Origin of the sequence: Candidatus Cytomitobacter indipagum, from assembly GCF_008189285.1 — a bacterium.
GTDB classification, from domain to species: domain Bacteria; phylum Pseudomonadota; class Alphaproteobacteria; order CAJXXZ01; family 1604HC; genus Cytomitobacter; species Cytomitobacter indipagum.
Map to the genome: position 1 here is coordinate 435,300 of NZ_CP043315.1, position 25,987 is coordinate 461,286.

Genomic DNA, 25,987 nt, shown 5'->3' on the forward strand with positions numbered 1-25,987 from the left:
AATCGCAACCTTTAATAATTAACTTTTAGCCAAAAATAATTTTAACTATCAGAATAGCAATTATATTAACCATTTTAATCATTGGGTTTAATGCAGGACCTGCTGTATCTTTGTAAGGATCTCCAACTGTATCTCCTGTCACAGCTGCTTTATGAGCATCTGAACCTTTTCCTCCATGATTTCCTTCTTCGATATATTTCTTGGCATTATCCCATGCTCCACCACCATTTGTCATGGAAATTGCTAACATAATTCCAACCAAAGTTACTCCAGTAATCAATCCACCCATACCAGCAAATCCATTAGCAAATCTATGATTGTAATCTATAAAAAAACAAGCAATGAAAAATAACGCAATAACGCTAAATACAGCTGCTATAGGAGCAAACATGCTATTAATTGATTTTACAGTTAGCATATTTACTGTACGACTATAATCAGGCTTTGATTCCCCTGTCATAATTCCAGGATTATTATCAAATTGATACCTCACCTCTTCAACAACAGATTCTCCAACCAAGGCAACAGACCTCATAGAAAATGAACTGTACCAATAAGCCAATGCCCCACCAATTAACAAACCAGAAACAACAAACACATTGTCTAATCTGAAAATATCTTTTGATAACGAAGACATATCAACAACATCTTGAATATAAGTATACAATATAATAATCGCAGCTAATGCTGTTGATCCAACTGCATATCCTTTTGTAAGAGCTTTTGTAGTATTTCCTAAAGCATCCAATTCATCTGTTCTTTTTCTAACTTCAGAATCCTGACCAGACATTTCAGCAATTCCACCAGCATTGTCTGTAATTGGACCATAAGCATCCAATGCAACAATCGCAGAAATCATACCAAGCATTGAAACAACGCTTATGCCAACTCCTTGCAATCCAAGAAAGAAATAAGATACAAATATAGCAACAACTATAGAAACAATAATTCCAAAACAAGATCTCATTGATACAGACAATCCTGTAATAATATTCATTGCATGTCCAGATTCGGAAGATTTGGCAATAGATTTCACAGGGCTGCAATTGCTTGAAGTATAATAATTGGTAATTAATACAAGTGCAAATGTAGCAAAAATACCCATAGCAAATGGAATTGATAAAATCAAAGAGTCGTAAAAATCAACTCTTATTGCATGTAAAAATAATAAATTAATTGCAAATGAGAATGCAGCTGATCTCATTAAAATGCAAGCTAAGCTGTAAAAAGGACTTCTTTTCATTTTAGCCACAGAAGTAATTGCTAAATAACATCCTAAATTACATGTCATAGCAACTAAGAATGGATAAAATAAAATTAATTCATTTCCTGCTTGATCATATGAAAATAAATTTTTCATTATGTATAAAACAGCCATAAATCCAACTATATAAGTTTCAAATAAATCAGCAGAAGTTCCAGCGCAGTCTCCTACGTTATCTCCTACGTTATCGGCAATCACAGCTGGATTTCTTGGATCATCCTCTGGAATATTTTTTTCGATTTTTCCAACTAAATCAGCCCCCACATCAGCAGCTTTTGTGAAAATTCCACCACCTAATCTAGCAAATACAGACACAATGGAAGCTCCAAAACTCAGTCCTAGCAATAAATCTAATATAAATTTAAAATCTATTCCATAAATCATCATGAAAAAGCATGATGAAACACACATCATAGAAATTCCACCAACTAAGAATCCCGTTGCTTTTCCAGCTTTTAAAGCAATATTAAAAGCATTAGAAATTCCTTTTTTAGCTTCTTGAGCAGTTCTAACATTGCTAATTACAGCAATGTGCATTCCAATTACTCCGCATAACCCAGAAAGAAAGCTTCCTAAAAGAAATCCTGAAATAACCCATGAATTGAATATAAATGACATTAATATAGCGCCAATTATAGTTACTGCTGCAACATATGCATATTGTTTTTTTAAATACGCATAAGCAGCAGTTTTAATTGCATCAGCAATTTCTTTCATAGACTGTAATTTAACTCCGCCTACTACTCTACTATCATTGCTAACTTCAATTTTTCTCACGCTTAAATAATAAAAATAAGCATGGATCAAAGGGAAAATAAAACTAATAGCAAAGCATGTGCACAAAAGAATTTTAAACATTTTTACCTACCTAAATAAAAGAATTGCATAACATATAATATTAATCAAGTTTTTGAAATTACAATCTACATCAATTGGCCAAGTTTTTGAAATTATTTAATTATATTTATTATAATATTCACTAATTTATATTTATATATAATATAGATGCATTAATATGCAAAGTTTTTGAAACATATTTTTATTTTAAATGCTTGATTGAGAAATTCTTAAAAATTAAGTCGCGTTAATTGGAGTTTTGCACAGCCTGTGGAAAAAACTGTGAATAAAGTCCCATTAAATCCCATTGACTCCCTTTTTAACCCTGTGATAACCTTAACTCAATGAATGTGTTTCTTTCTACATACGAAAAAAAGATAGATAAAAAAGGCAGGGTCTCTACTCCTGGAACTTTTAGAAACATATTATCTCAAGAATCCTTCCATGGATTTGTAGCTTTTAAATCATATTTCTTGCCAACAATAGATTGTTTTGGGATATCCAAAATGGAAAAATTAAGCAATAAATTGGAAAATGAAAATCCATTTACAAATCATGAAGCAAATATAGAGGAAAATGTATTTGCAGACGCAGTAATGATTCAATTCGACAGTGAAGGACGCACTACAATATCAAAAGAACTTCTTGATCATGCGCAAGTAAGTTCAGATTTAGTATTTGTAGGAAAAGGTTCTACATTTCAAATATGGGAGCCAAAATTATTCAGTGAACATCAAGAAAATATGCGCAAAAGGATTAAGAAAGAAATATGAGCCATATACCGGTTTTTCTAAAAGAAACAGTTCAAATTCTACGCCCTTCTCCATCTAAAATATTCGCAGATTTTACATTTGGCCTTGGCGGACATGCAAAATCTCTTCTTTCTTGTGGGGGAAGAGTCATTGGATGCGATCGTGACATAAATGCATATAAGCATGCAAGAATATTAGAAGCTCAAACACAAAATTTCAAAGCAAAACATGTAAGATTTAGCGATTTACATGATCATTTGCCTAGTTTAGATGGAATTTTAATGGATATAGGAGTTTCTTCTGTGCAAATAGATCAAGCAGATCGTGGATTTTCTTTTATGAGAGATGGCCCTCTTAGCATGCAAATGGGAATTAATTCTTTCTCTGCAGCTGATATAGTTAATCAATGGGATGAAAATGATATAGCGGATACTTTATATTTATATGCGGATGAAGTTAGATCTAGGTCTATTGCAAAAAGAATAGTAGAGGCTAGACAAAACAAAAAAATTACTACTACTTTAGAATTAGCGAATATTATATCAAGAGGAAAGAAAGGTAAAATACATCCAGCCACAAAAACATTTCAAGCTTTACGCATTGCAACAAATTCTGAACTTGATGAATTATGCATAGGATTACAAATAGCAAGTTCAAAATTAAAAATAGGCGGAAAATTAGTTGTTATTTCCTTTCATTCTACAGAAGATAAAATAATAAAAAACTTTTTTAGAAACTCTAGATTCTTAATGAAAAAACCACAGCCAGTATTTCCAAGCTCTGAAGAAGTCAAAAGCAATGTCAGGTCAAGGTCTGCAAAACTAAGATGGGGAATTAAAATATGAAATTAACAAATATTATGAGCGCTGTACTTATGGTAAATTTAGTCGTTCTTCATTATCAAAATTCAAGGATAAGAAATAAAATTAGCTCAATAAAAATTAATATAGCTAAGCAGCAACAAGCACTTAGTAGGCAGAAAATTGCTTTATATAATTTAAGTCATCCAGTAAAAATTTCGCAACTATGCCAAGAATTTACAAACTACAGGCCATCCACTGTAAGACAATTTATTCATAGAAAACCACAGAAATGAAAATAATTTAAACAGTGAAATCTAAAATAGTTTTTATATTTTTATCAATTTTATATTCCATTTTCTTATTTAGAATAATTTCTATACAAAAATATGATAAGTACAATGCATTTAAGAATAAAGTAGAAATACGCAAGGAAATTCTTGATTCCAAAGGTGAAATTTTAGCATTTACTGCAGAAACTAACTCAATATATTGCATTCCAAACCAAATGAATCAAATTGGCTTTAATTTTCTAGAAAAAAACTTGCAATTTAATGCTAAAAATATAAATAAAAATGGATCATTTGTGTGGATTAAAAGGCATATTTCGGAAGATGAAAATGTAAAAATAAAAAATGATATCAAGAAAAATAAGGTCAAAGGAATATTGATTGCAAAAGACTATAAAAGAATTTACCCATATTCAAGCAGCACTTCTCACATAACAGGATATTGCGATCAAAATCTTAATGGGAAATCTGGAAGTGAGTTAGCTTTTAATGAAAAGCTTAATAAAGATAAAGTTCATTTAACAATAGACATAAGAATACAAAGCATATTATTCAGCATCATAAAGGATATTTTTGAAGAATTTGAAAGCGAAGATTCTTCTGGAATTATAATAGATGTTGAGTCAGGAGAAGTTAGAGCAATGGCGTCGTATCCATCTCCTGATCCATATATGCCCTATTCTTATTTAAGGAAAGAAAATAAAAATCATAATTTGTCTGCTATTGAAGCTGGATCCATATTAAAATTGCATAATGCAGCTATGTGTCTTGAAAATCAAATTGTAAATTTAGATAGCATTGTTGACGCAACAGGAACACTGCAAGTAGGAAAATTTGAAGTTCAAGATTTCATGGGCCAAGATAGAAAAATGACATTTCTAGAATCTGTAAGATTTTCATCTAATATTGCAACTGGAAGATTAGCTCTGGAAGTAGGGGCAGAAAAACAAAAGCAATTCTTCCAAAAAATAGGATTTTTAGATCCAATAGAATGGATTCCCAATCAATTTGCAAGGCCATTAGCACCAAAAAAATGGAGAAAATCTACAATAGTCACAGCATCATATGGATATGGAATTGGGTTAACTTCAATGCATATCGCTCAAGGATTGATGAGAATATTAACAGGAAAATCTAAAAAATTGTCATTCTATTCTTCTGAGCCTGTAAAAAGTAATAAAATAATAAGCAAACACACAATAGAATCAATGAAAATAATTATGCGAACAATTATAAAATCGTCATACAGAAGTATAAATATTAATGGATATGAAATTGGAGGCAAAACTGGAACTGCAAATATGTGTGAAAATGGAAAATATATAGAAGAAAGAAATAGAGTTTCTTATCTTGGAGCATTTCCTATGCAAAAGCCAAAATATATATTCTTAATACAAACTACAAATCCAAAAAAGCACAAACTAAAACGCGGTAAATATCTTGTTGCATCAAATGTTTTAGCAGAAAAAGTCAAAATAGCTGTTCAGGAAATTGCTTCTATAGAGAATGTTGAGCCAATATATGACTAAGTCTATAAAAGAAATATTAAGATTTAAAAATCTCCATTCTAAAGATCTAACAACATGTTATGCGGAAAATAATATGCAAATCAAATCTATATCAAAATATAAAGATAAATGCAAAGAGTCAGATTGGTTTTTAGATATTGCAAATAAACAAATTGTGCAAAAAAAATACCATTTGAAAGAATTGCTGAAAAGCTTAAAAGAGCATCTGGAAGATGATGCAAAAAAAGAATCAGAAAGTGAGATTGTAAATGAATTTAGAGATGATGCAAAAAAAGAATCGGAAGATGGAATTAAGGATGAATTGAGAGATGATTCAAAATTGAAATATGATGAAAAAGATAAATTGGAATACAATTCAAAAAGGCAGAAAAATTGCATAAATAACATAAATGATGAGAGAGATTCAGAAGAAAAGAGCTCTGTTGATTCAAACTATTTTGGAGAAATCGACGCTCCATTTCCTAGAAAAACATGGTCAGAATTATCTTCTATCGCATTTCCTGAACAGCCAAACTTTATTGCGCTAATCACAGGAACAGATGGGAAAACATCTACTGCATGGATAACATATCAAATATGGCAATTTCTTGGAATAAAATCTGGATATATAGGAACATTAGGAATATATATAAATAACAAAAAATACAAATCTGACCTAACTACTCCTGATGCATCTGCATTACATTACTATTTAGATAAAATGAAAAAAGCACATGTAAACCATGTTGCAATAGAAGCCTCAAGCATTGGATTAGATCAAGATAGATTAGCTTTTGTTAAAGCAAATGTAGCAGTTTTCACAAGTTTTGGATCAGATCACTTAGATTATCACAAAACAATAGATCAGTATTTAAAAGCTAAATTGAAAATTATTGACAATATGAAATCAGATGGATTATTTCTAGCTCATCATTCAATTGAAAATTATATAGAAAGCATGAATAATGATCATGTTTGTCATAAAAACTATGCTTCAAAAGAATTCAGAAATTCTGCTGCAGAAAAATTCTTTAATCAGAAAGAGAATTATAAATCAGAGAAATATGGAAAAGAGCACAGTTATTCTGATGGAAAATGGATTTTTAATTTAAATGGAGAGAAATATGAAGTCAGCAATAAGCTTATAGGAGGGTTTAATGGAGAAAATATGACTGCCGCTATAATGACAATAAAACATGGTATAGAGCAAAATGAGAAAATGAAAAATTATTTAAAATCAAAGCATTATGATAGTATAAATCATGCTATTATAATGCAATTAAATAAAATTCATCCAGTTCCTGGAAGATTAAACCTAGTAAATCATGTTCATAATTGTGATATATATGTAGATTTTGCTCATACTGCAGATTCATTAAACAAAACTCTTCAAACATTGAAACAACACTATAAGGAAGTATGTCTTGTATTTGGATGTGGAGGAGATAGAGACAAGTCAAAAAGATCTAAAATGGGAGAAGTGGCTCATAAGCTAGCAGATTCTATAATAATAACTAATGACAATCCTCGTTCTGAAAATCCAAATGCTATTGCGAGTGAAATATTGTCATCATGCCCTAATGCAAAAATAATATTGGACAGAAAAAAAGCAATTAAATATTCTATATTGCGAGCAATTAAATCGAATAAAAATCAGAACGATTTAAACAATAAGATGCAAACTAATGCAAATAATGAAGTTCAAATAAATGAAAAAGCTCATACTAGCGAAGAAATAGGAATTGATAAATCTGAAAATCATAATAATAAATCAAGCAATGATAATAATTCAAATAGTTTTTATAGAATTTTTTGTAAATTAAAAAGCTTTATAATCAACACAAAGGTAAATAAAAACATTCCTGAGAATCATGATATAAATGCAAATTATATTTATAGTGATTCTGATAAAAACAACATTATCAACAATCCTGATTCTAGAGATTGCTGTAAAACTTCCCATAAATCAAAACATTCTGTAAGCAATTCTAAATCTGATAATAAATCATGCAATAAGAAAAATGAAAAATACTCAACAAAAGTTATTTTAATTGCAGGAAAAGGAGATGAGCGAACTCAAACATTTCACAATCATGTGGAAAATTTTTATGATGCAGATGTGATAAATCAACTTATTGAAGAAATATCTTCAAATAAATAAATAGCTCTTTTAATTAATTTGCTAAACTAAATAATTATAAATTAGATTATCAAAAAAACTTATAAAAGAAATAAGATGACAAATCTGATCATAAAAAATAATATTGAGAATTGAGAATTGTTATACGACTAATTGAGAATTAGTTAAAAATAATTGACAATGCCTGCCAAATAACATCAGCTAAAAAAACACTTAGTATTAAATATAATAATCTCTAAAAAATAAAAAACTTGTAGCTTTAAGATAACTTAAAAAGTTATATATCCATCATTCCTTTAAATTTATTAGCAAATTTAGCAGCCATACCACCCTTATCGCTAGATAAGTCGTATTTCTTTGTCCATGCACGGTGAGAAGATGGATCAATATCTAGCTCAGTAGTTTTATCATTTTTACGTGTAGAAGAAAGCTCAATCACATCTCCATTTGACAAAGTAAACTTTACTTTATATTTCTTTGGATGCTTGCTTACAATTTTTTTCTTGTTCATTTAAAAATACCTCTGAGTTAGTTTATATCAATTAATATGAAAAATCAATTTTTTAAATAAATCATTGAAATCAATTTTTCTCTTTGCATTCTAATTCTATTTTCTATAATCTAACTTTATTCTTTACTTTATTCTTTGTATTGTAAATTTATATTATAAATTTCCCCTTCAATGTTTTAATTTTCTTCTTTGCATTCTTTTGGTAAAATAAATTTAATGTATTCTATAAAACAAATAAAAGATTTAGCGATAAAAATATCATCATTCTTGGAGCATGGAGACATTATTGCTCTTAATGGCAAACTAGGAGCCGGAAAAAGTACATTTTCTAAATTTCTTATAGAGTCGCTTGGATTTTCTTATTTGGGAAGCCCTACTTTTTCAAAAATAATAACTTATAACAATGAAAATTTACAATTATGGCATGCAGACTTATATCAGGCAAAAAATCAAATTCTAGATGAATATATTTACGACATAGATAATGGAATACTAATTATAGAATGGGCGAATAATTACAGCAATATAAAAATGTTAGACAATATTATTGAAGTGAATATCTCTCATTTATCTAAAGATAATAGGAATGTAGAACTGATTAAATATGGAAGATTTATAAAATTTGAAATATAGATGCTAAATCTTTTGTTTAATCGTAAATTTTTTAAATTTGATTTGATTAATAACTTTTAGAATAATATAATAGCTCAATGTTTAAAAAATTTATCCTTTTTGTAGGCTTGTTCTTTTCTTGTTGTGCAAATGCTTCTGTTGTTTCTGACATAGAGTTTGACATCACAGTGCAAAATATTATCAAGTCTATAGATCCAAAATTGAAATATGAGCTATTTATCATAAAATCAAATCAAGAAAATGCATTTACTACAATTGATAAAAATGGAAATATAATTATTGCAGTTTATACTGGATTAATAAAATCCCTATCTGCTGAAGAATTTGTTGGAGTTTTATGTCATGAAATTGGACATATACATCATAAGCATGTAATAAAAATGATGCATCTAATAAGTAAAAATAAAACAACATTTAATATTCTAGGGCTACTAAGCTTAATTCCATATATAAATCTTATTCCAATGATTATATTATCTGCTGAATCCAATAATCTTATGATACATTCTCAACAAAATGAAATAGAAGCTGACATATACTGCTTTAACAAATTAAATCAACTTAAATGGCCTGTGGAGGGGATTGTGAATATGTTTGATAGGTGGAGTTATGGAGAGAAAAGATGCTATTTTTCTTCACACCCATGGTCTTCATCTAGAAAAAAAATGGCAGAGAAATTTATCGTAAAATCTCATAAATTACCTCGCAATATATCGTCGCAATACAACCAAATGCAATCTAGAATCAAAAAAGAATTGTATGAAGGGGGCAGTTTGAAATATGCCACTTCTAATGATCATGAATCAGCTTGGTTTAATTATTTAAGCTATAAATATCAAATTAATGATCAATTAAAAGAAGATTGCATTCAATATCCAGCACTAATATTAAAAGCAAAAATATTAGCAAAGCAAGGGAAATATGAAGAAGCAATAAATATAATGGATAAAGTGCATAGTGAAACAAAAAATATGAATGCTTTGTTTCAAAGAATATACTGGAATTTGCTTTTTTCAACAAAAATTAGCAATAAAAATTTATTGGAAATACAAAATTATCAAAAAATGAATCCAAATGATTCAAGAGCATTGGAATTGTTTGCATATTATTATTCAAAACAAAATAATAGAACGGCTTTTCTATACTATAAGGCAGAATATTCCTTATCTAATTACAATATCAAGAAAGCAAAATACTATATAAATGAAATAATGAAAAATAAAGATAAAAATAAGAATTCTACATTCCTTTTGAGAGCTATAGAGCTTAAAAAAGCTATAAAATAAATAAATGCGATTTCATGAAATAAAACCTAAATCTTGCAAGTATGTAAATAATATATCCTCATAAAGTGACAAAAAATGATAATAAAATTTGAACTAGAGAAATCAAAATAAATATTAAAACTTTGAAAAATATAAAATAATATATCTTTAAGCAAACATAGAATTTGGATTAGAGTGATCAAATTGTAAAATTAAATAACAAAGATTGTAAAATTAAATAATAAAGATTGTAAAACTGATAAATTGCAAAGATTAGCACAACAGTTTTTTTGAAATAATGGATTTTGTATTTTCTTTTAATAACAGTTCTTTGTTTCGAAAGATCAATTATTTACTACAAATAAATCTTGCTTATTATTGCATAGCCTATTAAAAATAGTTATGAATAAATGCACTGCAAATAAAAATTAATCAAATGATTAGCATGATTTTTTTAATCTTTACCAGAATCGTCATTGTTTAATTTATCTGAATCAGATTTATCACATGAATCAGAATTATTACAGCATGAGCCTGCCTCTTCTTCATTTAATTTCTTTGTTTCATTTAATTTTTCGATCTTTTCTAACTCTTCAACTCTTCTTAATTCTTCGATCTTTTCTAATTCTTCAATTTTTTTCAATTCATCGATTCTCTTTAATTCATTATGAACAAAATTCAACATTTCATTGATTCCTGTTTTATCCCAACTTGCAAGACAAATCACATTTTCATATCTTTTCTTTGCTTTTGCTTTTGCTTCTTCGATTTCTTCTTCATCAACCAAATCACATTTTGTTAAGCAAATACATATCATTCTTTTTAACAATTCTGAATCATATTGTTTAATTTCATTTATAATGCAATCAATATCTTCTTCAAATGTATCGCTACTAATGTCTGCCAAATGAAGCAAAACTTTACATCTTTCTATATGCTGTAAGAATTGATGGCCAAGCCCCTTTCCTTCGTGAGCTTTTTCAATTAATCCAGGAATATCTATAAAAGTCATGCTTTGATCATGATGTTTTACATTAGCTAATTTTGGCTTCAAAGTACTAAATGGGTAATCTGCAATAATTACAGGAGCATTAGAAACAACGTGTACCAAAGTAGATTTTCCAGCATTAGGCTTTCCAACAACTCCAACATCTGCAATTTGTTTCAAAATTAACTTTAATTCTTTTTCTTCTCCAGGATCTCCATCTGTTGCAATTCGCGGAACTTGAAAATCTGGCCTAGCAAACCTCTTGTTTCCTAAGCCTCTTTTTCCACCTTTTACCAATATCACTTGATTTTCATTTAATATCTCACATATTAATTGGCCATTTTCATAAACCTGAGTTCCAAAAGGAACTTGTATAATCAAATCATCTCCAGAACGACCAGTGCACAAACAAGTTTCGCCATCTCGTCCATTTTCAGCCTTCCAGTGCTTTTTATATCTAAAGTCCATCAAACTGTTTAAGTTGTGATTTCCCTTAATGTAAATGTTTCCACCTTTTCCACCATCTCCGCCATTTGGACCACCATTTGGAGCACTTCGCTCTCTTCTAAAACTGATGCACCCATTTCCACCATTTCCTGCTTTAACAGTGATCCCAACTCGATCAATATATTCATTCATTGTAGTCATTATATCCTATATATTCCAGAATGAGTATTGCAATTAATAATCATGATAAATTATTCCAATTCGCTTGCTTTTTAGCACTTTCTATAATTGGGCGCCTAAATTTATCTACAAATCCATCTGGATTTTTTAATTGTTCAAATTTTTTATCCGTATACTGTGACTCCAAAGGCAATACAGGCTCTCCTAAGCTTAATTTTGGCATATCACCTGAATCATTGATTGAGGATAAATTGCACATACAACATAATATTAACTTCATCATATCTATACATTGCTATAAAAATAAAAATATCAAGCTAATTCTTAGTTATCTTATTTGATTAATTATGAATAAAAATTATCATACTTTTAATGTATAAGCGTCCATATAATTCACAATAAATAAAATTGAAATGCTCATAATTTTAGAAAGGAGAAATAATGCTTAAAACTTTTACTATACTTTTTGCATCTTTATCAATATTTGCAACTCAGGATCAGGAATATTTTTCTGATTCAACATCTTCAATATCTTCTATTATACTTGTTGAGCCTTGTGATTCAGATGACTCAGATGATTCATCGCAAGAAAATTTTAATCAATTAACTGAAATTAGAATTAATTCTATTATTTTGCAAAAAGCTATACGAACAGGTATGGTTAAAATTATAAATCATGAAATTCAAGATAGAAATGTACTTTATGCACAAGAAGATGATTCATTTGATAATTTAAGGCAATATTTAGATCAATTGAAATTGTAAATAAACTTATTAATTTATAAATAAGTTTGCAAAACTACACATAAATCAGAAATTTATATCAAAATCTTCAAAAAGACTTGTTATATTTTCTGCCTGATATATATTCTTTATAATGATTCCTATATATCAGTATCAACTTTTTTGGGTAATATTAGGACAAATGATAGGAATTGCATCTTATATAGCAATTCCAAATCCATCTTTGTTTTTTATTTTGATCCCATTTTCTCTGATGTATTTCTTAAGAAAAAGCATTTATTTATTCTTTTTGATAGGATTGGCTATAGGATTTACTAGAATAACGCATAGAATCAATGTTTTAAGATATGAAAAACCACAATTTACTCATTTCAATGGAAAAATAGAAAAGGCACATAAAAGCAAAAATGGCTATTCATCTCTGATAAAATTAAACGATACGCAAAAATACATAAGAGTTAAAATAAATGATGAATATATATCAGAATTAAATTTTAAAAAAGGTAGCAATATAAGCGGAAATATAAAATTGTATGATGTTCCAAGCCCATGCCTTTCAGAAGCTAAAGACATACGATATAGAGAATATTTCTCACAAATAATATCGTATGGAAATGCTTATAATATCTCTATAATTCCTCAATCTAATAGCTTTTTTCAAGATAAAATTGAATCTAGCATTAAAGATAATTTCCATCACCCAGAATCTACAATATTTCAAACTATACTTCTAGGAAAAAGTAGTGAAATTCCATATGAAATAAAAGAGTCATTTCAAAATTCAAGCATTTCGCATTTGCTTGCAATATCAGGATTACACATAGGAATGATTATGTTATTTTTCTATGCAATTATAAGATGGGCAATATATTTTTGCGTGTATAGATTATACATAATGCCAATTGTATCTATAAGTAAAATATTTGCTATATGCGGAGCAATATTATATTTATCTCTAATTGAAATATCAATTTCATCTATCAGATCAATCATTATGGCTATTTTCCCTATTATATCCTACTTTTCTCATCGCAAAACTGTATCATCTCATGGCTTAATGTCATCAATATTCATACTGTTATCTATTTGGCCAGAATCATTATTATATCCGAGTTTTCAATTTTCATGCGCAGCAGTATTTGGACTAATATCATTCAAATCTAATTTCAAAAATTACTTTGCACAAATTGCATTCAGCACGCTTATTTGTTCTATAATCACCTTACCCTTAACAATATATTGGTTCAATCAAGCGCCAATACAACCATTTCTTGCAAATATGATATGCATACCAATTATGTTTATCATTATGTCCCTAACAGTTTTATGGCTACTTTTATTCAAATTTGGCATGTCATTTCTTATTTTAAATAAATCTATATCACTTCTTATAAGCTTATTAATTTATTTATCTAGAATATTCTCAAATCTGCTCAACTCAGTGCTTCTTTTTCATCAAATCAGCTGGATCTCAACGTCTTTATGCATGATAAGCTTTTTAATTATGACAAATGAAAAATATCGTAAAATCTCATTAATTCTATTTATTCCATTTGTAATTGAAATATTTAACAAACCAAATAATATGTTTGTAATTTCAAGAAGCGGAGAAGTGGCTATTCTTCAAGATGGAATCTTGCATGCAAAAGAGGAAAATTTTACTACCAATTGTTGGGCCAAAACTTTGGGGGCGAAATTATCTATAGATAACATGGTCAAAAGCAGTGTGAAATTTACATATAAAAGAGATAGAAGGAATAATAGAAGAATTCACTCAATAAAACTAAATAATGGGCATGGATATACATTATCAAAGCAAGATTTAAATGATTGCCCATGTAAAATTAAATTATTTTAAATTTCTTAGATATAGAGATTTTCTCTGCAATTTTTCTACAAAATAAATTAAACATAAATCTTGAACATATTAAAAATTAAATATATTAAGTTAAATATAATAGTTACTTGTCTTTCAAAATGTTTCTATTATCATTAAATATTTATATTATTTCTAAAATTAATTGCATTAATCACGATTCACTGCAAATAAATCTTGCTTGTTCTTTCATAACCGACTAAAAGTAGTTATGAATAAATATGACACAAATAATATATTTGCAAAAATCTTAAGAACAGAAATTCCTTCTGATATGCTTTATGAAGATGAATACGCTGCTTCTTTTAAAGATATTAACCCACAAGCCAAAATACATGCTTTGATAATTCCAAAAAAAGAATATCAAAATATATCTGAATTACTTGATGGAGATAAGGAGTTTTTATCTAACTTTATGAAAAGTGTTTCAAAGGCAATAAAAAAAATTAATGTAAAAAATGAAGACTTTCAATTGATAGCAAATAATGGAGAAAATGCTGGCCAAGAAATCTTCCATATGCATTTTCATCTCTTAATTGATTAATATATTTCATATATCAACCGATGGTTATTGATTGATATATTTCATATATCAACCGATGGTTATTGATTGATATATTTCATATATCAACCGATGGATGTTATTGATTGATATCTTTCATATATCAACTTACCAAATCTAAATGTAAAATCAGAATAATGCTTCGCAAATTTATAACAATAAATCTCTTCTAATAATTATGCACTTACATCTATTTGATCTATTTTATAATCTGGAACAGGTCTCATATTATAGCTTGAAAACATTCCTTTCTGATAATATAAATATCCAGTATAACCAATCATCATTCCATTATCTCTGCATAATTTAGGATCTGGAATAAAAATATCTTTGCCATATTCATCGCATAAATCAGTCAAATGGCTTCTTATATATAAATTTGAAGCAACTCCACCGGCAAATACCCAAGATTTTACTTCATACTTATCCCAAGTGTTTTTCAATCTTGAAGCAATAGATTTTACAATTACTTGCTGCAATCCTAGACATAAATCACTTTTAACTTGCTCAGATTTATCGCTGCTTTCCCAAAATCTCATTGCTGCAGTTTTTAACCCAGAAAATGAAAAATTCATCGATCCATCATTTCTCAAAGGCTCTGTAAATTTAACTGGATTATTCGAATTTTTAGCACACTGCTCCATATGCGGACCAGCAGGATTTTCAAACCCTAGGCATCGCCCTACCTTATCAAGCATTTCCCCAACTGCATCATCTATTGAATGACCTAAAATTTCATATTTTCCAAATTCTCTTGCCAAAACTATACATGTATGACCTCCAGAAACCAATAAAATTCCAAATGGAAATTCCAAATTACTGTTCCATTTAGCTATTAACGCATGAGCCTCTAAATGGTGAACTCCTATGAAAGGAATACTTAACCCCCAAGCAAGTGATTTTGAATACTGAACCCCAACCATCAAGCTTCCCAGTAATCCAGGCCCCTTTGTAGCAGAAATAAAACTCAAATCAGTTAAAGATAAATTGTGTTTATTTAAAATATTATCAAGCAAATTAGGCAAAATAGACATATGTTCTCTAGAAGCATATTCAGGGACAACTCCACCAAAATCAGAGAAATTGTGCGTTACAATTTCATTGGCTAGGCATTTTTCATTCTTCATAAGAGCTACAGCTGTATCATCACAACTAGTTTCTATTCCAACATAATAAACCATAATTAATCATGATTTATAACTCAAAAAACATCAACGCTTACATTTAATGCTTGATTTAATGAATTTTATGAAATGAAATTTATCTCTAATGAATTTTATGAAATGAAATTTATCTCTAATGAATTTTATGAAATGAAATTTATCTCTAATGAATTAAATTCTATGAATTGCTTTCTCGCATAACTGTTATTTATTTTAATTAAATTATTGAAAATTATATTAGTATAAAAATGGAGCGGGCGAAGGGATTCGAACCCTCGACCCCAACCTTGGCAAGGTTGTGCTCTACCACTGAGCCACGCCCGCTTCATCATTAACTATGCTATATTTCTAGCAAAAAGTAAATATATTAAGTGGAAAATCAATCAATAATATTAAAAATTCTTTTGCAATTAATTGTTAATTTAAATGATAATCTGTAAAATCCCTTCATGCTTAATGGTTGATTTAAAAATTATTTATATAACACTCAAAACAAACTTTAATATACAAATCATGCATTTAAATAAATCTTTCTGAATACTTCTAGAATTTTTCTGTTATTTTTTTTGTAATTATATTATCGTATTGCCTAAAATAATTAGATTGCATTTGATTAATTATTGAAAAGCATTGTTAATTAATTTAGAAATATTATTCCACTATATATTGATCTATCAATCTTGCTAATTTTTCACAAAACATTTCATCTGGGATTCCAAAATTCTTTGTATATGGGTCAAAATGCATTTGAAATGCCTTTATAGCATCTCCTGTTTTACTATCTGCTTTTCCATTTAATGGACAATCGTATCCATATTTATGTAAATAATTCTGAACCCATGACACAGAAATCGAACTAGGAATCTCAACTTTATTCAGAGAAGTCTCCATGTCTGGCCACGCTCCAATTCCATGATCATGAATCATTTTCCATGGAAAAACAGGGCCTGGATCAAATTTCCTTCCTAAAGCAACATCGCTGTGACCAACTATATTATGAGGCTTGATATCGTACCGAAAAATAATTTCTTTGCAAACAGAAATAATAGAATCAATTTGACATGCATTGTACGGATGCCACTTCTTTTCGCATGCATATGCGCACTTTTCTATTTCTTTTTCAGAAAAATATTTGAATGATTCATCTCTTGTGTATCCAAAATTAGTAATTTCAATGCCGATAGAATGATCATTTATATTTTTAATTCCATTCCAATAACTCACGCCAGCATGAAAAGCGCTATATTTTTCATCAACAAGTCTAAATATAGTTCCTGCATTTCCTACCAAATAATGAGCACTTGCTTGAGATTTTTTATCGCACATCCAATTCACCGCATTGTCATTGCATGAAGTAGTATAATGCAAAACCAAAATTCTTGGATTAATTCCTTTTCTATCTCGAAAATTGGGAGATGAATAACTAAAATCATACACAGCTGAATGCACTCCAATCAAGAAAAAAGAAATAAATAATTTTGCAAAATATTTCATGTTCAATCGTACCATAAATGAAAAGCAAATCAAAAAATTAGTTGATTGTTGTACAAATGACAACTATAATGGTATCAATTATGAACTTAAAAAATATTCTCAAGATTATACCTAAAGAATACATAAAGCAATTTTCGAAAGATATTAATTATATTGTAACCACTAGAAATGCATTGCCAAGCTTATGGAGCTCAATGCCTGTTTCAGGGATAAATGCATTAGATTTGCTTGATTTGTCTAGTTTTTCTAAGGAAATAATTCAACATATACGCAATTCCTCTACGTGGACAGATTTTAATGAAATAATATCTCAAATAAGCAAAATCGTTCTTAAGGATGAAATAACTCATGCGCATATTACAATAGCAAGTAAAAATGAAGAGTTAGAATCAGAGCTTAAACAGTACATACTAAGAGCTGACAAAGAGGCAAACATTAAATTTAAGTATAAAACAAATATACTTGGAGGATTTTTAATAGACATAGGATCTATCAGAATTGATGGATCTTATGTTAATATGTTGAGTAAATTTATTGGAGAATTGAATGAATCGCTTAAATTTTGAAGACATCGTAAATGGAATTAAATCTAAAATAGATTCTATGAACACAAATATAGATATATATGAAACTGGAAAAGTTGAAACTGCATCAGATGGAATATGCAATATTCTAGGATTGTCTGATGCTATATATGGAGAAGTGGTCATTTTTGAAAACAAGCAAAAAGGATTGATAGTAGAGCTTCTGGAAGACAGCGCTAAAATTGCAATACTAGACTCTAATCCTAGCGTTAAATCAGGAATGATGGTTTATAGAACAAAAAAGATTTTAAGCGTTAAAGTTGGACCAGAAATGCTTGGAAGAACTGTAAATGCTTTTGGAGAACCTATAGATGGAAAAGGAGAAATCGAAACCAGCTTGGAAAGAGTGGTTATGTCAGAATCTCCTCAAATTATAGATAGAAAAAAAGTTACGCAACCTCTTTATACTGGAGTAAAAATGATTGATGCTCTAATTCCAATAGGATATGGGCAAAGAGAGTTAATTCTTGGAGATAGAAGAACTGGGAAAACTACAATAGCAATCGGAACTATTTTAAATCAAAAAAAACATTATGAAGAAGGCAATCCTATATATTGTGTTTATGTTTGCATTGGTAAAAAAGCTTCTGAAGCAGCAAAGTTAGTTCATTATCTAGAAGAGCAAGGAGCAATGAATTATTCTACATTTGTAGTGGCATCTGCAGATGATCCAGCAATATTCCAACATTTAGCTCCTTATGTAGGAACTGCTATAGCAGAATATTATAGAGATAATGGAAAACACGCATTGATTATTTATGATGATTTATCAAAACATGCCATTGCTTACAGAGAAATCTCCCTATTGCTAAAAAGATTCCCAGGAAGAGAAGCGTATCCTGGAGATATTTTCTTTGTTCACTCTAGTTTGCTTGAAAGAGCTGCATGTATGAGTGATGAAAAAGGAGGCGGATCTCTAACAGCAATACCTATAATTGAAACATTGGAAGGTGATATTTCTTCATATATTTCTACGAATGTTATTTCTATTACAGATGGGCAAATCTTCATGGATAAAAATCTTTTTCTTTATGGTCAAAGACCAGCTATTAATACAAATATATCAGTAAGTAGAGTTGGTGGATCAGCTCAAACACAGGCTATGAGAAAAGTTTCAGGAATGCTTAAGTTGGAATTAGCTCAATATGCTGAATTAAAAGAATTTTCGCGATTCCTTACAGATATAGATGATACAACTAAAAAAGCATTAAGGAGAGGAGAAGCTGTAACTAAAATATTAAGACAGGGTGCAAGTCAGCTATATTCTTTTGAAGATGAAGTTTTGGTTATATTTGCTTGTAATGCAGGTTATTTTGATCATTTTAATCCAGATCATTTGGAAGAAGTTGAGAAGAATTTCTTGTTAAAATTCAAAAAAGAGCATCCTGAAATAGTAGAAAAATTGATAACCAATAAAGTGATTAACGATGAAATTGATAATACAATTAAAAGATTTATCAAAAAATCTAAGGAGCAATCATGAGACTGCAGCAAATACTTGCAAAGCAGAAAAATATATCAAATATAGGAAGACTTACTTCTGCAATACAAACTATTTCTATGGTCAAAAAACAACAATCTAAACAAATGCATGATAAAATGATCTCTTCTCTTTCCATTCTAAAGAAAGAAATTAAAAAAATGCATTATGAATCTGATAGCAAGAATGTATTTCATATGGTTTTTACTGTGGACAAGAAATTATGCAAAAATTTTATATATCTTGCCTCCAACTATGTTGCAAAGCTAAAATACAGCAAAAATGATGCATTTATGTTTTTTGGGAAATATGCAATTAATGCATTAAAAAATATAGAAAATGAAAGAATTGATATGAATATTATAAGTTCCATTGAAGATTCTTCTTGTGCTGCAGAAATTGCTATGAAATATCTAATGAGCAATCATCAAATAAAAATTCATTTTTACTCATTCAAGCATTCAAAGTTTATAGAAAAATCTATTTTCAAAAGCGTTCCTGTTGCGAGTAAGTGTTCCCATGATAAAGAAGGCATAATTTCTATATGCAAGCTTTATATGACATACTCTATACAAATGGCTGCAATTGAAACAAGTATGATGGAAAATACAAGCAGGGCAACAGCCATGTCTCAAGCATCTGATACTTGCAAAAATATGCAACATCAACTTAAATTAGATTATAATAGATTGAGACAAGAAAAAATTACTCTTGAAATGAGTGAGATAATAGGAGGAGCTAGTGCATAAAAATTCTTCAATGCAAGAAACGCATACAAATGATAAATCAACGGAAGGTTATGAGATGAAAAAAGCTCAAGAAAATTCTCAAAATAAACCTAAATCGGAAGATTTTCAAAACGAAAATACAAATAAAATTAATAGTAAAGATGCGAGCAAATCTGAAAAAATGAACAAAAATTCTACTAAAAATATAGGTAAAATTTCTTCTATTAGAGGAGTTGTAATTGACGTATTGTTTGAAGAAGCATCAACTCCTCCTATATTCAATTCTTTAAAGGTAATTAACCCATTTAATGACAAAACGATATATTTGGAAGTTTCTGCTCATCTTGGAAATGGATATGTGAGAACAATTGCCATGTCTGATACTTTGGGACTTAAAAGAGGCCTGGAAGTGCTGGATACTCAAAAAGGCCTGGAAGTTCCGGTTGGAAGAGACACTCTTGGAAGAATATTTAATGCAACTGGAGAGACAATAGATGGACGAAAGGAAATTATTGACACTCAAAAATGGCCAATTCACAGAAAAGCCCCTCCATTTTATATGCAAGCAGTGAATACAGAAATATTTGTAACTGGAATAAAAGTTATTGATCTTCTTCTGCCATATGTAAAAGGTGGGAAAATAGGATTATTCGGTGGAGCTGGAGTTGGAAAAACAGTTTTGATTATGGAATTGATCAATAATATGGCTCAAGAACATGGAGGAAAAGCTGTATTTGCTGGAGTTGGAGAAAGAATTAGAGAAGGTCATGAACTTTACAATGAAATGATTAGCGAAGGATTAATTGATCTTCAAGGAAAAATGTCTAAAGTGTCTCTTATTTACGGGCAAATGAATGAGCCTCCTGGAGCTAGAGCTAGAGTTGCATTTGGAGGAATCACTATGGCTGAATACTTTAGAGATGTAGAAAACCAAAATGTATTTTTCTTTGTAGATAATTTGTTCAGATTCACACAGGCGGGAGCAGAAACATCAATGCTTCTTGGAAGACTTCCTTCAGCAGTTGGATACCAACCTACATTAGCAACTGAAATGGGAGCTCTTCAAGAAAGAATCACAAGTACAAAATCTAATTCTATAACTAGTATTCAAGCTATTTATTTGCCAGCAGATGATAGCACTGACCCTGCCCCTGCTGCAGCATTTTCTCACTTAGATTCTATTACAGTTTTAAGTAGATCTATGGCATCAATAGGTATATACCCTGCTATTGATCCTCTTGCTTCATACTCTAATGCTCTGTCTCCTGAAATAGTTGGAGAAAATCATTACAAAGTTGCAACTGAAGTAATTAGGTATCTACAAAAATATCATGAGCTAAAAGATACAATTGCTGTGCTTGGATTAGATGAATTATCCTCTGAAGATCAGGCAATAGTCAAAAGAGCTAGAAAAATTCAAAGATTCTTATCTCAACCCATGTTTATGGCTCAATCATTTAGCTCTATACCTGGGAAATATATAGATATAGCAGATACAATCAATGGATGTAGCATGATATTAGAAGGAAAATGCGATCATATTAGTGACAGCAATTTCTACATGGTTGGAGAAATAGAAGAGGTGTTTGCTAAGCATGAGTCTGGAGGAATATAATGTTTCTTTCAATACTTTCTGGAAACAATGAAATTATACATGAAAGTGTTCATATGATAGGATTTAGCTCTTCTCATGGAATGAGGGCTATATACACAGGTCACCAAAATTTTATAACCTCTATTCCTGCAAATTTATTATTTGTGCTTTTTGAAAAAGGTCATAAATTATACTCAATTGGAGATTCTATGATTAAAAAGAAAAAAGAAAATCTTTATGTAATAACAAATTGCATCAATAAAAATCAAAAGTATAAAATACAAACTTCATTGGAAAAAATCTGGAAAGAAAAATATGATGGATACAAACCCACATGGACAAAAGAAAATTGGTTTGAAAAAAATATTGACCAAGCCAAAGATTTAGCTAAGAAAATTAGTTAACTTAACATTGATTAAATTAACTAAAATAAAAAACTAAATACAATGCTATCTTAACTTCTATAATTCAAGAAATAAAATCTAATTACACTTAAAAGAAATCAACTAGATATCTGAAGAGTTATGCATTTTTTTCATTTTAAAATTATTCTTTTAAAAATTAGAAACATTGCACTGATGAAAAGTTAAAATATATCACTCTTATGAGAAATTCATTTGAAGAACTAAAATGTATTTGCACCTTTCTCTATTAAAAATTTATTCATCAATTATATAACCATATTAAAAACTTTCTTAACATTTTCAAAATGCCTAATTGCTTCATTTGCAAAATATAATTAATATTAGTTATATGTCCATAGTAGACGCAATAAAATCTTCAGTAAAATTATCAGATGTTGTGAAAAGGTACTTTAATATCAATGATCATGGAAAGAAAATGTATATTTCATGCCCTTTTCATAATGAAAAAAGCCCTTCATGCATTATTCAGGATGATGTAAATCTTTTTCACTGCTTTGGATGCGGAGCAAGCGGAGATATGATTAAATTCGTTGAAAAAATGGATAACATACCATTTATAGATGCATGCAAGAAAATCGCTGATTGGTTTCATATAAAATACTCTTTCGATAAAAGTAGCAATAAAAAAGATTTCAATTTACATGCGATGAAAAATCTATCTACTTGGTTTATGAATAATTTAAACCAACACATGCATGCAATCGAGTATCTAAAAAATAGAGGAATTAATTACCAATCTATTCAAAAGTTTCAAATAGGATGGATTCCAAGTACGCATGAAGTGTATAAATTTTGCAGGGCAAATGACATAACTATTAATATAATGGAAAATATAGGATTCAAGAAAAGTCTATTAAATATATTTCAAAACAGAATAATAATGCCAATATATAATGGAAGTAATGTATGCGCTTTTGGAGCAAGAAAAATCAATGATGGATACGGCCCTAAATACATCAATAGCCCTGAGACACAATATTTCAAAAAATCTAAAATACTTTATGGGATGAATTTAATCAATAAATCAAAGCCAATAATTTTGACAGAAGGGTATATGGATACAGTTTCGCTTCATCAATATGATATAAATGCCGTTGCATCAAATGGAACTGCAATCTCACATGATCATATCAAGCAAGTATGCGATATAAATCAAGAATTAATAGTTTGTTTAGATGGAGACAATGCGGGATTAAATGGCATGAGAAGAATAATAGATTTAATATTACCTCATTTAGATGAAAATTATCTAATTTCGTTTATTATTCTTCCAAATCAAGAGGATCCAGATTCATTCTTAAGAAAAAATGGAAAAGAAAAGTGGAACGAATTAATAGAAGATAGAATTCCATTAGTGGAAGCATGTTGGAAATTATTCTTCAAAACAAGCAATATACCTGAACTGCAATATAAATATTACAAAGAGTTATTGGATTTGGGAGACAAGATTAAAAACTATAACATAAAAGAATTGTATAAGAAAAAATGGAAAGATCTTTGGAAACAAGAAGTTATGCAGTATAAAAAATACTCTAAACAAGGAAATGCTTCAAATTCAAATCCAAAATTAAATCATACAATTCCAAATATGAAACATGTGTATGAAAAAATATTAATCGCAACTATTTTAAAAAATCCAGATGTATATGATGAAATATGTGATGAATTTTTAAAGATAGATTTATCTGAAAATATGAGCAAAATGCATGACTTAATTCCAGAATGGATAAAAAAGAATAACAAAAGCCTTGACTTTTTTGATCAAAAAGGATGCACTAGTTTGGTGAAGCTATGCCTTTCTGACAATATAATACAATTAGCTCCTTTCGCATTTTGCGAAAATAGTAAAGAAAATTTAGTCAAAGCATGGCAATTTATATTTAACAAGCATGGAGAAAACAATGGAACAAACAATTGATAATGATTTTTTTCTAAACAATGATAATGAGGATAAAAAAGTAGAAGTTAAGCCCAATCCAGAAGAAGAGCTGATTTTTGACGGATTAAAAACAAGCAAAGGCGCGGTAAATGATGATCCTGTAAGAATGTATTTGCGAGAAATGGGAAATGTTCCTCTTTTATCAAGAGAAGAAGAAGTAGAAGTTGCAAAGAAAATAGAAGAAGGAAGCGATCTTATGATACGCGCTGTATGCGAAAGCACTATCACTATTAAAAGAATTTTAGAGTGGTATGAAGCTATAAAATCAAAAAACATGCACCCATCTGAGTTAATTGATGCAGAAGAAACAAGCAGTGAAGAATGCTTTGAAACTACAGATGGCACTACAGATAAATCTGCTGAAGATACAGATAAATCTGCTGCTAAAACTGCAGATAAACCTGTTGCTAAAACTGCAGAAAAATCTGCTTCAACTAAATCAGCTACAGCATCTAATGAGGAAGAGGAAGAGGACGAAGCATATGACCTAAAGTCTCTAGAAAAAAATATGCAAAATCTTCAAAAAGTGCATGGAAAATTTGCTAAAGCTCAAAACAAAAGATTTCAATGCATTAAAGAAGGAAAAGAAGTAGATAAAAAAATAATACAAGAATATGATAAATTTCACCAAGAATTGGTAGATTGCATCATTAGTTTGAGAATTAGTTACTCATGCATAGATAAATTAATTCATGAAATGTATGCACTGAACAAAGAAATAATAAAGCTAGAAATTAACTTAATTAAGCTTGCAGAAAAACAAGGAATAAAGAGAAATATATTTGTGGCTCATATGAATAAAACTCCTATTGAGCATGCGAAAGTTAAAGAATTTTTTGAAAAAAATGATGGATTTATAAATGAAAATGAAATGAAAATGAAATGCATTACTAATCATATTGATTTGCCATTGCAAGAATTTAAGAGGATAATTAAAAATCTTAGAAAAGGCGAAAAAGTCATGTCTAAGAATAAAAACATCATGGTTTCAGCCAATCTTAGACTTGTAATTTCAATAGCTAAGAAATACACAAACAGAGGATTGCAGTTTCTTGATTTAATTCAAGAGGGAAATATTGGTCTTATGAAAGCTGTTGATAAATTTGAATACAGCAGAGGATATAAATTCTCTACATATGCTACTTGGTGGATCAGACAGGCAATTACTAGAGCAATAGCAGATCAAGCAAGAACAATTCGTATTCCAGTTCACATGATTGAAACAATTAATAGAGTTGTAAAGGCTTCAAGACAGCTAATGCATGAAAATGGAAAAGAGCCAACTGCAGAAGAAATTGGAGAATATTTGGCTATTCCTGTAGAGCGAGTAAGGCGTGTGCAAAAAATATCCAAAGAACCTGTAAGTCTTGAATTGCCAGTTGGAAGCAGTGAAGATGGACAGTTAGTTGATTTTATTGAAGATCAAAATGCTGCATCTCCTACTGATGCCATGTTGCAAGCAAGTATCAAAAATGCTATTTCAAAAGCATTCTCTCATCTAACAAGTCGTGAAGAAACATTAGTCAGAATGAGGTTTGGAGTAGGAACTAAGAGTGATCATACTTTGGAAGAAGTTGGAGAAAAATTCAAAGTTACTAGAGAGAGAATCAGACAAATCGAAGCAAAAGCGATCAGAAAACTATTCAGCTCCAAAACATTACGATCACTATATAACAATTAATATTTTCAATATTTCATATTTATGGCGATAATTAATGACTGATCATTGAGAAATATCAAATTTCAACAGCTATTCAATAGAATTTAATTGATGGCTTTTATT

At 29.4% G+C, this 25,987-nt stretch carries 23 protein-coding genes and 1 tRNA gene; 17 read left to right on the forward strand and 7 right to left on the reverse strand.

Features of this window, described 5'->3' with window-relative positions; translation table 11 throughout:
- Positions 1-25 precede the first annotated feature (25 nt).
- Positions 26-2,122 carry a sodium-translocating pyrophosphatase gene (locus tag FZC35_RS01870; RefSeq protein ID WP_148980961.1) on the reverse strand — a complete coding sequence of 699 codons (2,097 nt, stop codon included), beginning with the start codon at positions 2,120-2,122 and terminating at the stop codon, positions 26-28.
- Between the two features lie 323 nt (positions 2,123-2,445).
- Between FZC35_RS01870 and FZC35_RS01875 the strand changes: the two genes are divergently transcribed.
- The 5 genes from FZC35_RS01875 to FZC35_RS01895 are packed head-to-tail and all read left to right on the forward strand — an operon-like array spanning position 2,446 to position 7,612.
- The gene (locus tag FZC35_RS01875; protein ID WP_148980962.1) at positions 2,446-2,874 is read left to right on the forward strand and encodes a division/cell wall cluster transcriptional repressor MraZ; all 429 of its coding nucleotides are present in this window, start codon (positions 2,446-2,448) and stop codon (positions 2,872-2,874) included.
- Positions 2,871-3,698 (forward strand): 16S rRNA (cytosine(1402)-N(4))-methyltransferase RsmH, encoded by an 828-nt coding sequence (rsmH, locus tag FZC35_RS01880; RefSeq protein ID WP_148980963.1) that lies wholly within the window; start codon positions 2,871-2,873, stop codon positions 3,696-3,698. The genes FZC35_RS01875 and rsmH overlap by 4 nt, the downstream gene beginning before the upstream one ends.
- Complete coding sequence (locus FZC35_RS01885) at positions 3,695-3,949, forward strand: hypothetical protein (RefSeq protein ID WP_148980964.1); 255 nt, start codon at positions 3,695-3,697, stop codon at positions 3,947-3,949. The genes rsmH and FZC35_RS01885 overlap by 4 nt, the downstream gene beginning before the upstream one ends.
- Positions 3,950-3,963: 14 nt before the next feature.
- Positions 3,964-5,472, forward strand: coding sequence for a penicillin-binding transpeptidase domain-containing protein (locus FZC35_RS01890; protein WP_148980965.1), 1,509 nt, complete (start codon positions 3,964-3,966; stop codon positions 5,470-5,472).
- Positions 5,465-7,612 carry a Mur ligase family protein gene (locus FZC35_RS01895; RefSeq protein ID WP_172619018.1) on the forward strand — a complete coding sequence of 716 codons (2,148 nt, stop codon included), beginning with the start codon at positions 5,465-5,467 and terminating at the stop codon, positions 7,610-7,612. Before FZC35_RS01890 ends, FZC35_RS01895 begins: the two co-directional genes overlap by 8 nt.
- A 256-nt stretch (positions 7,613-7,868) precedes the next feature.
- Here the strand turns inward: FZC35_RS01895 and rpmE are convergent, their stop codons facing one another.
- Complete coding sequence (gene rpmE, locus FZC35_RS01900) at positions 7,869-8,102, reverse strand: 50S ribosomal protein L31 (protein ID WP_148980967.1); 234 nt, start codon at positions 8,100-8,102, stop codon at positions 7,869-7,871.
- Between the two features lie 216 nt (positions 8,103-8,318).
- Here rpmE and tsaE point away from each other — a divergent pair, with 216 nt between their 5' ends.
- Positions 8,319-8,735, forward strand: coding sequence for a tRNA (adenosine(37)-N6)-threonylcarbamoyltransferase complex ATPase subunit type 1 TsaE (tsaE, locus tag FZC35_RS01905; RefSeq protein WP_148980968.1), 417 nt, complete (start codon positions 8,319-8,321; stop codon positions 8,733-8,735).
- Between the two features lie 77 nt (positions 8,736-8,812).
- Positions 8,813-10,021: a M48 family metalloprotease gene (locus tag FZC35_RS01910; RefSeq protein ID WP_148980969.1), complete on the forward strand. Its 1,209-nt coding sequence runs from the start codon at positions 8,813-8,815 to the stop codon at positions 10,019-10,021.
- A 433-nt stretch (positions 10,022-10,454) separates the two neighbouring features.
- Here FZC35_RS01910 and cgtA read toward each other — a convergent pair whose 3' ends face one another.
- Positions 10,455-11,627 carry an Obg family GTPase CgtA gene (gene cgtA, locus FZC35_RS01915; RefSeq protein WP_148980970.1) on the reverse strand — a complete coding sequence of 391 codons (1,173 nt, stop codon included), beginning with the start codon at positions 11,625-11,627 and terminating at the stop codon, positions 10,455-10,457.
- 49 nt (positions 11,628-11,676) lie between these two features.
- Positions 11,677-11,874, reverse strand: coding sequence for a hypothetical protein (locus FZC35_RS01920; protein ID WP_172619019.1), 198 nt, complete (start codon positions 11,872-11,874; stop codon positions 11,677-11,679).
- 182 nt (positions 11,875-12,056) lie between these two features.
- On the opposite strand from FZC35_RS01920, the gene FZC35_RS01925 reads away from it, so the two are divergent.
- The 3 genes from FZC35_RS01925 to FZC35_RS01935 all read left to right on the forward strand — a co-directional run bounded on the left by FZC35_RS01925 (position 12,057) and on the right by FZC35_RS01935 (position 14,779).
- The gene (locus FZC35_RS01925; protein ID WP_148980972.1) at positions 12,057-12,380 is read left to right on the forward strand and encodes a hypothetical protein; all 324 of its coding nucleotides are present in this window, start codon (positions 12,057-12,059) and stop codon (positions 12,378-12,380) included.
- 160 nt (positions 12,381-12,540) lie between these two features.
- Complete coding sequence (locus FZC35_RS01930) at positions 12,541-14,217, forward strand: ComEC/Rec2 family competence protein (protein WP_172619020.1); 1,677 nt, start codon at positions 12,541-12,543, stop codon at positions 14,215-14,217.
- Positions 14,218-14,446: 229 nt separating this feature from the next.
- Complete coding sequence (locus tag FZC35_RS01935) at positions 14,447-14,779, forward strand: HIT domain-containing protein (RefSeq protein ID WP_148981150.1); 333 nt, start codon at positions 14,447-14,449, stop codon at positions 14,777-14,779.
- 194 nt (positions 14,780-14,973) lie between these two features.
- Here the strand turns inward: FZC35_RS01935 and tsaD are convergent, their stop codons facing one another.
- The 3 genes from tsaD to FZC35_RS01950 form a co-directional block, all read right to left on the reverse strand.
- Positions 14,974-15,978 carry a tRNA (adenosine(37)-N6)-threonylcarbamoyltransferase complex transferase subunit TsaD gene (tsaD, locus tag FZC35_RS01940; protein WP_148980974.1) on the reverse strand — a complete coding sequence of 335 codons (1,005 nt, stop codon included), beginning with the start codon at positions 15,976-15,978 and terminating at the stop codon, positions 14,974-14,976.
- Between the two features lie 231 nt (positions 15,979-16,209).
- Positions 16,210-16,284, reverse strand: a tRNA-Gly gene (locus tag FZC35_RS01945).
- Between the two features lie 327 nt (positions 16,285-16,611).
- The gene (locus FZC35_RS01950) at positions 16,612-17,454 is read right to left on the reverse strand and encodes an N-acetylmuramoyl-L-alanine amidase (RefSeq protein ID WP_172619021.1); all 843 of its coding nucleotides are present in this window, start codon (positions 17,452-17,454) and stop codon (positions 16,612-16,614) included.
- An 80-nt stretch (positions 17,455-17,534) separates the two neighbouring features.
- On the opposite strand from FZC35_RS01950, the gene FZC35_RS01955 reads away from it, so the two are divergent.
- The 7 genes from FZC35_RS01955 (at position 17,535) to rpoD (ending at position 25,885) form a co-directional block, all read left to right on the forward strand.
- Positions 17,535-18,020 (forward strand): F0F1 ATP synthase subunit delta, encoded by a 486-nt coding sequence (locus FZC35_RS01955; RefSeq protein WP_172619022.1) that lies wholly within the window; start codon positions 17,535-17,537, stop codon positions 18,018-18,020.
- Positions 18,001-19,521 carry a F0F1 ATP synthase subunit alpha gene (gene atpA, locus FZC35_RS01960; protein WP_148980977.1) on the forward strand — a complete coding sequence of 507 codons (1,521 nt, stop codon included), beginning with the start codon at positions 18,001-18,003 and terminating at the stop codon, positions 19,519-19,521. The genes FZC35_RS01955 and atpA overlap by 20 nt, the downstream gene beginning before the upstream one ends.
- A complete protein-coding gene (locus tag FZC35_RS01965; protein ID WP_148980978.1) occupies positions 19,518-20,267 on the forward strand; it encodes a F0F1 ATP synthase subunit gamma in 750 nt (249 codons plus the stop codon). Before atpA ends, FZC35_RS01965 begins: the two co-directional genes overlap by 4 nt.
- Positions 20,268-20,427: 160 nt before the next feature.
- On the forward strand, positions 20,428-21,861 hold the full coding sequence (atpD, locus tag FZC35_RS01970; protein WP_148981151.1) for a F0F1 ATP synthase subunit beta: 1,434 nt from the start codon (positions 20,428-20,430) through the stop codon (positions 21,859-21,861).
- A complete protein-coding gene (locus FZC35_RS01975) occupies positions 21,861-22,244 on the forward strand; it encodes a hypothetical protein (protein WP_148980979.1) in 384 nt (127 codons plus the stop codon). The genes atpD and FZC35_RS01975 overlap by 1 nt, the downstream gene beginning before the upstream one ends.
- 349 nt (positions 22,245-22,593) lie before the next feature.
- A complete protein-coding gene (gene dnaG / locus FZC35_RS01980; RefSeq protein ID WP_148980980.1) occupies positions 22,594-24,183 on the forward strand; it encodes a DNA primase in 1,590 nt (529 codons plus the stop codon).
- Positions 24,167-25,885 carry an RNA polymerase sigma factor RpoD gene (gene rpoD, locus FZC35_RS01985; protein ID WP_172619023.1) on the forward strand — a complete coding sequence of 573 codons (1,719 nt, stop codon included), beginning with the start codon at positions 24,167-24,169 and terminating at the stop codon, positions 25,883-25,885. Before dnaG ends, rpoD begins: the two co-directional genes overlap by 17 nt.
- Positions 25,886-25,987 lie beyond the last annotated feature (102 nt).